Genomic DNA, 12412 nt, shown 5'->3' with positions numbered 1-12412 from the left:
CGTCTTCAATTCAACAAAGGCCCCACGCCGACCGTCGTCATCTGGCCCAGAGGGAATTGATCCAGCAATTTGCGAATATCGGCCAGCGTGATACCTCGCACGATCGAGACTTCGTCCGCGATCGTACGATACTCGCGGCGAAGCAACCAGTTGCCACCCAGTCCGTTCAAGCGGCCCATAGGACGCTCCCCACGCAGCACGATCCGCGAACAGACTTTGTTCTGTGCCTGGACCAGTTCGTCGGCGGTCACGCCCCTCGCGTTGACCTGCTCATAGATCTTCGTGATCCGCGCAAGATTGGCGTGCGTCTCGTCCGGTGGACCATTCAAGAACGTCAAATACGCGCCGGTGTCTTCGTAGTCGTAATAGACCATCTCGGCCGATTCGACCAATCCCGGATCGAGCAATTCCCAATAGAGCCGACTGTTACAGTCATCACCGACGATGACCGACAGCAACTCGGCCGCAAACCGTAACGAGTCATTTCCCGCCGGTGCGGGCGCGAGCTGAATGATCTGCTCTTGCTGGCACTGATCCTTGTGGATGTAGCGCACCGAGGGCTTCGGATGTGCTGGCATGACCTTGCGATCTGTCTTTCCCTTCGGCCAGGCATCGCAATGTCGATGAGCCAGTTCCAGTACCGTGTCCCACTCGGTCTGTCCGGTCACCGCCAGCACGATGTTTCCGGCAAGATAGTTGTCGCGATGGTATTTCCGCATCTGATCGGACGTCAGGGCACCGACCGTCTGAGTCGTACCGAGTACCGAATGGCTGAGCGGATGTCCGGCGAAATGGGTCTGCATCACGTTGTCATACGCGACCGATGAAGGCTGATCGGCATACATGCCGATCTCTTCGAGAATCACTTTCTTCTCCATGTCGAAGTCATCCTGCCGCAATGTGGGATACAGGATGCTCGACTGGATTTCGAACGCTTGCGGCAAGTATTCCGAGAGCGTCGCGGCATAGTAGACCGTGCTCTCTTCCCCAGTAGCCGCGTTGTTGTCGGCACCGAGTTCGTCAAAGATGCGATTGACGTCTTCACCGGAAAAACGTTCCGTCCCCTTGAATGCCATATGCTCGAGGAAATGGCTGACTCCCGCGAGTTCAGGCGTTTCGTCGCGCGATCCGGCTTTCACATAGAAGCCAAAGGCCACGCTGTGCACATCGGGGTTAATCTCGGCGACAACTTCCAAGCCGTTGTCGAGGGTCGTGTGGTGAAACGTCATACGTCCTTTCTGCTGTTGGGGGTCACAGTCTAGGTTTACCCGAGTCCGCAACCAGATTCCAGCGGTCGTTTTTGTAAGGGCCGTTTTCCTCACCCCCAAGCCCCCGCTCTCGTCCTCCTCTCGTTACCAAGCTCCCGCTTGGTAACGCCTCTTGCAATCTCGATGTCTGCCAAGCGGGAAATGGGTCTCCGGCTCTCCTGGAACCGGCCAGGCCAGACACCCACAGTCAATCCGGCCACGGCTTCGAAACCCCAGGCCAATCCCGTTAGAATCCACTGGCCGCCGGAAGAACTCGCCGCGTGCATGAACAGGCATTCATTGTTAAAGGATTTGGGAAATGGTACAGCCACTGTCACGTCGTCGATTCCTGGCCGCAAGTGCGGGAATGGTTGCCGCCGCAAGCGGATTGATGAAATCGACTCCCGCGATCGCACAAGACGTAAAGCCACCACTGTTCAAGATCTCATTGGCGCAGTGGTCGCTTCACCGAACCTACTTCGACAAGAAGGCCGATCCGATCGACTTTGCGAAGGTCGCCAAAACGGAATATGGGATTGAAGGCGTCGAATATGTCAACCAGTTCTTCGCGGATAAAGCGGAAGACAAGGCTTACCTGACGGAACTCAAAAAGCGTGCCGACGACAACGGCGTCACGAGTGTCTTGATCATGATCGACAAAGAAGGAAATCTGGGCGATCCCGACGAACAAAAGCGATTGAAAGCGGTCGACAACCACAAGAAATGGGTCGAAGCCGCCAAGTTTCTGGGATGCCACTCGATCCGCGTGAATGCCCGGTCGAGCGGATCGTATTGGGAACAGATGAAGCTGGCCGCGGACGGCCTGCGGAAACTGTCCGAGTTTGGGGCCACGCATCAGATCGGTGTGATCGTCGAGAACCATGGCGGCCTGTCATCGAACGGGACGTGGTTGTCATCGACAATCCACACGGCGAATCATCCCAACTGCGGCACGCTGCCCGATTTTGGCAACTTCCGCATCGAAGGAAAAATTCAGTACGACCGCTACAAGGGCACGGAAGAACTCATGCCATTCGCCAAGGGCGTCAGCGCGAAGTCTCATGAATTCGACAGTGCCGGAAACGAAGTCAATCTCGACTACCGGAAGTTGCTCCCGATCGTCCTGTCCTACGGCTATCGCGGTTGGATCGGCATCGAGTACGAAGGCAGCAAGCACAGCGAACCCGAAGGGATCATGTTGACAAAGAAACTGCTCGAGACCGTTCGAACCGAACTGACGACGTAAGCGTTTGTTCGAGACCGCCTCAGAGAACTCTGGATTCGCCTGGACCTCAACCGAGTTGACGTTGCCGCGCGCGGCGTCAACTCGGACGGCGGCCTCAGCGTCCACCTTGCAGCACCGTCACCAGAACACGATGCATGTTGATAATCATGCACGATGGCCCCGAGGCGCGGGGCCGTCGTAATCTTCATCTTCGACGACCTTAAACCCACGCTCTAACCAGCAAAAAAGGCCCCGTTTGCTGTCACAGCAAACGGGGCCTTTTTCAGGGGTGACTAACCGGGCTCGAACCGGCGACATCCAGAACCACAATCTGGCGCTCTACCAACTGAGCTATAGCCACCATGTCGTCAGAAGTGATTGTATCGGTGTCTGAGCATGATGCAAGCTTCTCGGATTTTCCATCGGCTCTTGCCGTTGACCGCTTGAGAAATTGCGGTTTATTCCGGCATTCTTCCAAAAACATCAGTGGGTGTTGATGCCTGTGTATTTCTCGTAAAGACGGCCCAGCTCGGGGTGGTTGTCCATCAAGTCAACCAGATTTTCTGCCAGGACTTCTTCAATCTGGTCCTTGTCATCCACGCGTTTCACAATATTTATGCGAATCGCCGCCCCAGCCCCGTCATAAATCTCGATCCGCCGATCCTTCAATTCGACCCGAATCCGCCGAGGTCCCGGACGACTCAATTCCGGATCGTCATTCAAAAAAAACTGTGCCTGAATGGGCGCTCGTCCGTTCACCGGGACGGGGGGCGGGACAGCCAAGGGGCGCATTCCTCCCACCGGCTGCCGAGGTGCCCCCGCATACTTTTCATAGAGTGCTGCTGCGAGGCGAGATTTCCCCTTCAGCGCCTCCAGATTGTCCGCCTTGTGCTCGGTAGTTTCCGGCTTTCCGGCGACCATTCTGGTGTGCTTGACGGTGATCTCCTTGCCGCCTTTGTCGGTGATTTCGACCTTTTCCTCATCTCCGACCACGGTAATCATTCGCACGCCATTCATAACGCTCGTGCGGATCTGAACGGCCATGGGGTTGGACGCCGGTTCCTTGCCGTTGGTTCGCGCCTTCGGTTTTGCCGGGACGATTTCCTGAGAGAAAACCGGTCCCACGCTGCCTGCCTGCAACATCAAGAGGATCAAAGCGGCACATGAGCAATTTCGTGACGCCATCGGCACTCTCCTATGACCATCGTTCGGCGTTTGCCTGCCACTGGCAGCACCCTAACCAAGCTCCCACCTGGTAACACTTTTTCCACGTTGCCAAGCTCCCGCTTGGCAACGCTTCCCGCACATTATGACGTGTGCCCATGAGTCCCAGGACACCTTTTTGCTCGACGGAAAACTGCGGCGCACGAGGCGTTACCAAGCGTGAGCTTGGTAACGAGGGATGAGGTACACCAGGAAATTCCTGTGTCCCAAAAATCAAAACGGATGCGAGACTAGTCCAGTCGCTTCACGCGAATGTTCTTGAAGTGAACGGTGCTGCCAGGATCATGAGCCTGCAACGCAAACGTCCCCTGGTCGATCTTGCGTGTGAACTGCTCACCCGGCTTCAGATCTTTTGGTTCGGCGTACTCGAACAACGCTTTGTCATTGATCTTCACGATGATCTTGTTGCCCTTCACAATCACCGTCTCGGTGTACCATTGATTGTCAGGCACATGTGTTTCGACAACGTTCACAACGTCGTACAGGCTGCCGGTGCGCTTGTAGTCGCCGTGGCTGTTGTTGACCTGTGCTTCAAAGCCATACTTCGGCCAGCCTTCGTCCTGATACTTGGTGTGGAAGTAGATTCCGCCGTTGGAATTCGCTTCGGTTTTGACGTCGACACGCAGTTCGAAATTCTTGAACGGCTTATCATCACCCATGTAGAACAGATGGCTACGTTTCCCCTTGCCGATGATCTCCCCGTCTTTCACCGTCCAGCTCTCGGGATTTTCATTGATTTTCCAACCATTCAGCGATTTTCCGTCGAACAGTTGAACAAAGCCTTCCTCTTTTTGATTGGCCGGATCGGCCGCCCATCCCAAAGAACAAATCGCAACGACGGCGATAGAAGCGAGAAGCTGTTTCATCGGCAATCCTGTCTGCAATGAGGTCAAATCAAAAGAAACATACTCGGATCGGGACTTTCCAATCCATTCCTGGCACAGTTTGCCAGATGAATCTGCACCTGTAAATGAAGACAGTAAAGGGGACTGGCGCCGTCAGGTGCCTGTCCCCTTTACTGTCTTCTCGTTGCCAAGCGCATGCTTGGCAACGCTTCCTGTACCTCAGAAAATCGAGCCCGCTTCGCTCAGTCATTATGACTTAAATCATTCCTGATCCGCCTTGGGCTCAGGCAGGAAGCAGGACATGATCAGGTTTACGAGGAACAACGTTCCCGCTATCCCGGCTGCCACATAGGCGGTCCTCGCTTCCGGCGATCCCCCCGGAATGACGTTCTCCATCGTTGCCAGATACTGTGTCACGGCCGCGAAGGGAGTTCCGATCATGCGGCCACCAATATTGGCCGCGAAGCTTTCGCCCGTTCCACGCAAGTGAACGGGATACGCCTGGGGAAGATAATTGCCCCAAAAGCTAAATTGCGCGACGGTAAATAGACCTGCCAGAAAGATGCCAATTCCCAGCAGTGATATATGAAAACCGTGGAAGCCGGGAATCCAACTGATATCAGCACTGAAGAAGGTATATTCCTGACCTCGGGCAAACAGCACGAAAATGATCGGCGTCAGTATCATCCCTGGGATCAGAAACACCCGCAGGAGTGTTCGGCGACTGGCAAAGTAAATCACCAACAAAGCCAATCCGAAGCGGCCGACAAGCCCCCCCACTTCTTGAGCCTTGGTGTATTCCGCCGCTTTCTTCTGGCGGATTTCGCCAGCAACACGCCCCGCCGCGATCCCAGCCGCCTTCGTGGCCTTTTCCTTGTCCGGCTCGCTCTCCATTTCCTTCGCTTTGGCGGCAGCGACTTTCTCACCCGTTTCCTTCTTCACGGCATCGATTCCGCCCACGATCTGCGGCATCTGCTGGATCGCGCCGAACGCCACACCATAACTGGCGGCAAACATGATCGTCGTCACGATCGTGGTTCGTCGCAGTTCAGGCGAGAACAATTCGGCAATGCTCGGTCGTCGCAACGTGCCAGCCGCCTTCTTCTGTGCCCACTTTGGTGACTCTGGCAAGAACGGACGAATCACGATCAGCGGAATCGCCGGAATCAAACCGGACATCAACGTGTATCGCCATGCGGCGTGCGTATTGGCAATTTCACCGCCAAACAGATTCAGAAATTTCGGCAAGGAAATCGCCGGCAGGGCATTCGCATACTGCAGAATCAGCCCGCTGGCGACAGCGACCAACAATCCCCCAATAGATGAAAATGCCTGGGTATAACCCAGCACTTTTTCGCGTTGATTGTGGTTGTCAAACAATTCCGCCAACCACGCGACCGCGGCCACGAACTCGATACAAACCCCGATGAACGTCGTCGTGCGGAAAAACAACAGCATTGGCAGGCTTGTCGAAAAGCCTGCGGCGAACGCCGAGAAGGCATACAACAGGATGCTCCACGTCAGCACACGTCGACGCCCCAAGCGATCGGTCATATAACCGCCTAGCAGGCCGAAGATCCCTCCGCAGACCGCGGGAACATAAAACAACAAGCCGAACCACAGCGCGAATTGTTCTTTCTTCGCAGGGGTGATATCGGCCAATTCTTTCAGGGCCGGCCCGATCACCAGCGGCAGCATCAGCAATTCGTAAATATCGAACGCAAAACCAATTGCGGCGATCACGCAAATCAACCATTGCGTACCGGTCAGCCGAATCGGCTCGACTGGAGTCGGAGCAGGAACAGACATGCGGGAATCCTCAGAAGTTGTCGATCGGCGGGACGCACACGGCGGGCACACGAGGCGTTAAGAGTTTACGCCGCGAGCCCTTGACGAACAACTATAGGGAGCGTCGTCGGGGTGGCCATTCGTAATTCAGACTACACACGCAGCGGAGAAGGGCCGCCTTGGACAATCGATTCTTGAAGGATGGCACACGTTTCGTCTACGACGTCAGCCGCTTTTTCAAATTCGGCTTGAACCGTCGACGCACGTCTGGCATAAGCCCATAAGCCAGCGCCAGAACCTTCAGGGGATGTAGCGTCGGAGTCGGCGACTGCTGCTCCATCTGCAGCTTGCAACTACTGCATTCCGTCAATCCGAAGTCGATCTCACTGGAACGCATTTGCTCGATCAACTTGGCGCCGATTTTGATCGATTCATCAAAGTGTTCGCTGGTCAGTCCGTATGTTCCCGCCATCCCCGAACAGCCGTGCTCGACCGACGACGCCCGAAACTGCGGAATCAACCTGCACAAGTTGATCAACGCGGTCTCGGCCCCAAGCACGCGGCGATGACACGGCGTGTGATACGTAGCATGAAACGTCAGTGGCGAAAAGTCGGTTCGCAACTCGCGGCTCTGGTGCCAGCGCGCCAAAAAGTCGCCGGCATCGACGACATGATCGGCCACCAGTTGCACATCAGGGTGATCCAACAGCAGGGGATATTCTCGCTTCAAACAGATCACCGTCGCCGGTTCGGTACACACGATCGGGCATCCTTCGCGCGCGAACTCTGCCAGCACACGGATATTCTTCTCGGCAAGTGGCCGGGCCGCCTCGAGATCGCCGATCGAAATCAGCGCCATCCCGGAACGCGTCTGCCCCGGTGGCACATGAAAGGGCCGGCCATGATGCTCGACAATTCTCCCCAGCGCGAACCCCAGTTCGGGGTCATGACAGTTCGCAAAATGGTCGACGAAGTAGATAACCGGTGCAGGGTCTTTCAACGACACAGGCGGTGCGAGCCAGTCTCGCGGCGCACTGTTCAGAAAGGTACGCCGCGCAAAGGGAGGCAACTTGCGCCGACGCGCCAGGCCGAACAGCCGTTCCAAAATCCAGCGTACGCTGTCGACATTCAACAACGGATTCACCAGCCAGGAAAAGCGACACAGGAAATCGCCCCACGCATGCACCCGCGACACGAACCATTCTGAGGTTCTCGGACCGTTTGCCGCCACGTGCTGCGCTTTGGCTTCGAGCATCAAATGCGGGATGTCGACATTGCTGGGGCATTCCAGTTCGCATTGTTTGCAGTTGAAGCAAAGCCGCGACAACGTCTGCATCGCGCTCGACGCCAGATCATGGGCAGGCAACCGCCCATCCATGATCGCTCGAATCGCGTTCGCCTTCGCACGCGGCGAACGCTGCTCCGACGGTTCAAGATGAAAGAACGGACACATTCGTTCGTTCGGTTCCTGAGTGCGACACGAACCACATCCGTGACAGGCCGCCGCCGCCGCATCGAACTCGGCAGAAGTCCAGCTCAACTGCAGTTCCACCAGCGGCGAAGGATCAAGGGATTGCGGTCGCAAATGGTTGATCGTCAGATGCGGATCGTCGGTCAGGACCTTGCCTGGATTCAGCAGATTGTGTGGATCGAAGATCGTTTTCACCTGCTGAAACACCCGGTAAAGCTCGCCATACTGCGAACGCAGGAAGGCGGTTCTCGAGAGCCCCAAACCATGCTCGCCGCTGATCGAACCGCCCACTGACAGTGCGGCGAAGTACAGGTCTCGCGCCAGATCCTCCATCCGCCGGGCGTCCAGCGGCATTGGCAGGAATGGTCGGATGTGAAGCTGTCCCGCGGCCGCGTGCGCATACATAGACGCCGTCACTTCATGCCGTTGCAGAACCCGCCGCGCCTTCCCCACAAATTCGGGCAGGGCCTCGGGCGGAACTGCGATGTCTTCAACGATTGGCAGTGGTGACGTTTCGCCTCGTGCGCGGTTCAGCAGCGGCACAACTCGATAGGGCAGCGACCACAAGAACTCGATTTCATCGTACGTCGTTGCCTCGAATAGTGACCGCCCCGCGTCCGGCAAGTCTTTCATCCGCAGCATCAAGTCATGCACCTGCAGCGTGATTTCGGACTGACTGAATCCCGTCTGTTCGACGATCAGTGCCGCTTCGGCCGCCACGGGGATCAACGACGCAAAGCGAGGATCAAGATCTCGCGCCAGTGTCAACAGCCGGCGATCCAATAGATCACACGCACTGGGACGAAGCCGCGCAATGGTCTGGACCGCCTGTACGGCCGATTCGATCGATTCAAAAATGATGAGCAGCGCACAGCGATGTGCGGGTAATGCCGCCGTACGCAGCGTTGCGCCCGTAAACAGCCCCAAAGTTCCTTCCGAACCGATGAGCAGTCGCGGAAACGAAACCGTCGAATTGGCAAGCACTCCGCGAAGCATATACCCCGCACGATTGCGAAATTGCCGCGCGGGCTGTTTCTCGTCGATGAGCGCCGCATTCACGGACAATAGTGTTGCCAGACGACTGGCCAGCATGCGTTTGAGCGCAATCGTTTCTTCGATCGGCGCGTCGGCTGCGCCCGTCGCCAGACTCTCCAATGATTCGTTCGCCGCTTCGAAGACGCGTCCATTCGCCATCACCACTTCGAGACTGACGACATGATCGCGTGTCGAGCCAACACGTATCGAGTGCGACCCCGCCGAATCGAGCGCCAACATACTGCCGATCGTCGTCGTTGCAGTATTGGACGGATCAGGCGGAAAGTAACGCCCCGATTCTTTCAAGACGCGATTCAATCGACTGTGAACCACGCCAGGCTGCACCCGAACGGTTTGTGATCCGATCTCCTCAATCCGATGCATATGTCGCGAGAAATCAACAACGATTCCCGTACCAAGGGCTTCCCCCCCGACGCTGGTTCCCGCACCTCGCGGAACAACGGCAAGACCCTCTTCCGCGGCGTACCGCATCAGGGTTAACACGTCGTCTCGATCACGTGGGCACGCCACGCCAAACGGCGTAATCTGGTGCAGGCTGCCATCCGACGCATACAGCGCTTGCGACAACGGATCGCAGTGGATCTCTCCACGAAAGATTCCCGCCAAATCTTCGATCAGTCGCGATTGACGAGCGCCCACAGCGAGAATGGCCCCTGAATTGAGATTCGTATTAAGATCGTCGGCAGGCGATTCTCCGTGATTTGACGGCGACGCCGAAGCCCATTCTACGCATTCGAGAGGCCGTCGTCGTCTGTCACGATCGACGAGGCGCGGGAAATTGTCTTCTTATTCACCGCAAGGCATCATCATTCCTGCGATTCGTCGAATGACGTCCGCAACAGACGCGGATGCGGATGCGGAAACAGCAACTCGAACGTTGTCACCTGACGCACAAGTTCGGCCAGCGAATTGACGTTCAATTTCTTCATGATCGACGCGCGCCGCTCTTCAATAGCGCGTTCGCTCAGTTCCAATCGCCCGGCAATCGCCTTATTAGGTGCCCCGGTGATGATCAACATTAGGGTCGAGCGTTCTTTATCAGACAGGTCCTGCATCCGCTGTGCGAACTCATGCCAGATCTCTTGTGAGACACGCCGCCCATTGTCTTCCATCAGAGCATACTGGACGCGTTCGAGCAGCAATTGCGGATTGAACGGCTTTTCGACAAATTCCGCGGCCCCCAATTTTAACGCACGAACCGCCATTGGCACATCTGCATGGGCCGTCATCAGGATCACGGGTAGGGGGCTGCGCATCGCACTCAGCCGTTCGAGCAATTCGAGCCCCGTCATTTCGGGCATGCGAACATCACAAACCAAACAACCGGGTCGGCTCGCATCGAACCCCGTCAGAAACTCGATTGCCGACGGAAATGAGCAGGTCGGAATACCCGCGGACTGAATCAGAAATTCCAGCGATCCACGCATATCCAGGTCGTCGTCGACAATAAATGCCGTTGCCAATGGTTTATCGGACATGAGCGGCCTCTGCAGCATGATCTTCCTCGGTCGTTCGAGGCGAAAGGCCTCCAGGAAAATCCTCCAAAGGCAGAACAAATCGAAACGCCGTGCCCAGTGCATTCGGTCCGGCCGTATCCGAAGGCGTCTCGGCCCAGATACGCCCGTGATGCGATTCCACAATTCCTTTCGAGATGGCCAACCCCAATCCCGTCCCATCGTCGTTCGTCGTCACGAATGGCTGAAACCAGGATTCCGAATCCCCATCGGGCAGCCCCGGCCCTGTATCCGCCACCGCGAATTCCAGCTCGCTCTCCCGAATACGCCGTGCCGAAAGAACAATCCGACGGTCAGGCGAGTTGGCCCGCTCAAAGGCATCAAATGCATTTTGAATCAAATTCGTCAGGACTTGCTGAATCTGAATCGCATCCACCACAATCCTCGGCAGGTCACTCGCCACGCACAGTTCAATCACAACCGACCGTCGACGTGCCTCGCTACGGCATAATTCTTCGACTTCGCAGAGGAGATGTTCGACCGACACGACCGAAACGCGATCGGGTGTCCGACGAGAATAGTCGCGCGTTCTGCGAATGACCTCGGCTCCCCGTTGCGAAGCCTGCACAATCTTCTGCAGCGGGTTCTTCAATTCCTGAACGCCCGTTGTGGGCAACCTTAGCAGCCCCAGACATCCTTCGGCATAGTTGGCGATTGCACACAGAGATTGATTGATCTCATGGGCGATCATCGCCGCCATCGTTCCCATCGAACGCAAACGGTCCGCGTGCGCCAGTTCTGATTTCAGTTGCTGGTTCCGCTGATCAATGGCTCCGCGGGCCGTCATGTCGGTCACAACGAGCAAAAGTCGTTCGAGCCGTCCGTGCTTGTTCGTCAACCGCCGCGGTGAAATGATCGTCTCGACGATTTGACCATTGGCCGTACGCCATCGCAAATCGGTTGGCCCATTCGGCGCGCCATCACCCGTGAAAAGCCGTTCGAACGGCAGTTGATCATTGGCGTCCACCACATCCGCTGAGTCCCGTCCCCACAGCGCACCTGTCTCACGTCCCAGTAAGTTTTCGAACTGCCGATTCGCAAATTCGATTCGTCCCGACGAATCAAACACGACCAGCCCATCGGTCATTGACTCAACCAGCATTCGATATCGGTCGTCAATTTTTTTCCATTCGTCGCCGACCACGCTCAATTGTGGCCGGATCACACGCATCTGCATAAACAATTGCACGCCAAGAATGACCGCCATGATCATCAGCCCCCAGAGCTGCAACTGGTAGACATGCTGACGCGCCTCTTTCTCATAGAGTTCAACGATCTCATGCATCCCGGTCAGGAAATCGGATTCATGACGCATCATGGTTGTGAGGGCATTCTGCGAGCTCGGATCGATGTCATCGATCAACAAGGCATCTGCGGCCGTGATCATCGCCTGAAAATGTGGTTCGATGTTTAAGAATCGTTGCCGGATCAGGTCACTCTCATGACGGCCGAGAATCAGAGTCGGCGGTCGCGATTGAAGCTGTGCATGCGACTCACGCCACAAACTCAGTGTCGTAGACAGTTCAGCTCGCGCACGTTCACGCGTGAAGGGGTCAGCCGCAGAGACCATCGCCAATGCCGACTTGACGAGTTTCTGCGACAGCATTCGCTGACGACCAGCGGAGTTGATGACGGGCGCATCGGTCGTCAGCCCCATGAGCGCAGGTTGAATCAAAAATTGATGCAGGACGATCAGCGCGGCGACCAGTAACAGCGAGATCCAGGATCGCTTGTCGAGTCGCCGAGTGGGATTTTCTGCCGCGTTAGGGGACTGATCCATTTCCATTTCAGACGTTAGACATGGTTGAGCCGACCACGCAAGTCACACCTCATAAAGTGTGACGACAGACGAATCCCGCAAAGTGCGTTCCCACAACAACGAAATCCTCGGATCAGTGTACCACGGTATCACGAGTGTATTCTCTCGTTTCTGGCTTCCTCTCGCTTTCCTCTCGTTACCAAGTTTCCGCTTGGTAACGCCTCTTCCGCTGCCAGATTCTCTGGCACAGACCTGCTGATTTCCTGCGCACCTTCGTTTCTCC

At 56.2% G+C, this 12412-nt stretch carries 8 protein-coding genes and 1 tRNA gene; 1 reads left to right on the top strand and 8 read right to left on the bottom strand.

Annotated elements, in window-relative coordinates:
- Positions 1–5 precede the first annotated feature (5 nt).
- Positions 6–1229 carry a M16 family metallopeptidase gene (locus OSO_RS0140495; protein WP_010588396.1) on the bottom strand — a complete coding sequence of 408 codons (1224 nt, stop codon included), beginning with the start codon at positions 1227–1229 and terminating at the stop codon, positions 6–8.
- Positions 1230–1566: 337 nt separating this feature from the next.
- Here OSO_RS0140495 and OSO_RS0140485 point away from each other — a divergent pair, with 337 nt between their 5' ends.
- Entirely contained in the window at positions 1567–2493 is a 927-nt protein-coding gene (locus OSO_RS0140485) for a sugar phosphate isomerase/epimerase family protein (RefSeq protein WP_010588394.1), read from the top strand.
- A gap of 267 nt (positions 2494–2760) precedes the next feature.
- Here the strand turns inward: OSO_RS0140485 and OSO_RS0140480 are convergent.
- From OSO_RS0140480 to OSO_RS49265, 7 genes are all read right to left on the bottom strand, one after another.
- A tRNA-His gene (locus OSO_RS0140480) sits at positions 2761–2833 on the bottom strand.
- A 122-nt stretch (positions 2834–2955) separates the two neighbouring features.
- A complete protein-coding gene (locus OSO_RS0140475; RefSeq protein ID WP_010588393.1) occupies positions 2956–3657 on the bottom strand; it encodes a hypothetical protein in 702 nt (233 codons plus the stop codon).
- Between the two features lie 269 nt (positions 3658–3926).
- Positions 3927–4562 carry a 3-keto-disaccharide hydrolase gene (locus OSO_RS0140470; protein ID WP_010588392.1) on the bottom strand — a complete coding sequence of 212 codons (636 nt, stop codon included), beginning with the start codon at positions 4560–4562 and terminating at the stop codon, positions 3927–3929.
- Positions 4563–4802: 240 nt separating this feature from the next.
- Positions 4803–6350 carry an MFS transporter gene (locus OSO_RS0140465; protein WP_010588391.1) on the bottom strand — a complete coding sequence of 516 codons (1548 nt, stop codon included), beginning with the start codon at positions 6348–6350 and terminating at the stop codon, positions 4803–4805.
- Positions 6351–6546: 196 nt separating this feature from the next.
- A complete protein-coding gene (locus OSO_RS0140460) occupies positions 6547–9495 on the bottom strand; it encodes an FAD-binding and (Fe-S)-binding domain-containing protein (RefSeq protein ID WP_010588390.1) in 2949 nt (982 codons plus the stop codon).
- A 167-nt stretch (positions 9496–9662) separates the two neighbouring features.
- The gene (locus OSO_RS47080; RefSeq protein WP_063710480.1) at positions 9663–10334 is read right to left on the bottom strand and encodes a response regulator transcription factor; all 672 of its coding nucleotides are present in this window, start codon (positions 10332–10334) and stop codon (positions 9663–9665) included.
- Positions 10324–12150: an ATP-binding protein gene (locus OSO_RS49265; RefSeq protein WP_010588388.1), complete on the bottom strand. Its 1827-nt coding sequence runs from the start codon at positions 12148–12150 to the stop codon at positions 10324–10326. The genes OSO_RS47080 and OSO_RS49265 overlap by 11 nt, the downstream gene beginning before the upstream one ends.
- Positions 12151–12412 lie beyond the last annotated feature (262 nt).

The sequence above is a fragment of the Schlesneria paludicola DSM 18645 genome, assembly GCF_000255655.1.
Lineage (GTDB): Bacteria > Planctomycetota > Planctomycetia > Planctomycetales > Planctomycetaceae > Schlesneria > Schlesneria paludicola.
This window is presented reverse-complemented; position numbering and strand designations above follow the sequence as displayed.

Coding starts and splice junctions, on each gene's coding strand:
- OSO_RS0140495 (WP_010588396.1), bottom strand. CDS start 1,229: ATGACGTTTCACCACACGACCCTCGACAACGGCTTGGAAGTTGTCGCC.
- OSO_RS0140485 (WP_010588394.1), top strand. CDS start 1,567: ATGGTACAGCCACTGTCACGTCGTCGATTCCTGGCCGCAAGTGCGGGA.
- OSO_RS0140475 (WP_010588393.1), bottom strand. CDS start 3,657: ATGGCGTCACGAAATTGCTCATGTGCCGCTTTGATCCTCTTGATGTTG.
- OSO_RS0140470 (WP_010588392.1), bottom strand. CDS start 4,562: ATGAAACAGCTTCTCGCTTCTATCGCCGTCGTTGCGATTTGTTCTTTG.
- OSO_RS0140465 (WP_010588391.1), bottom strand. CDS start 6,350: ATGTCTGTTCCTGCTCCGACTCCAGTCGAGCCGATTCGGCTGACCGGT.
- OSO_RS47080 (WP_063710480.1), bottom strand. CDS start 10,334: ATGTCCGATAAACCATTGGCAACGGCATTTATTGTCGACGACGACCTG.
- OSO_RS49265 (WP_010588388.1), bottom strand. CDS start 12,150: ATGGATCAGTCCCCTAACGCGGCAGAAAATCCCACTCGGCGACTCGAC.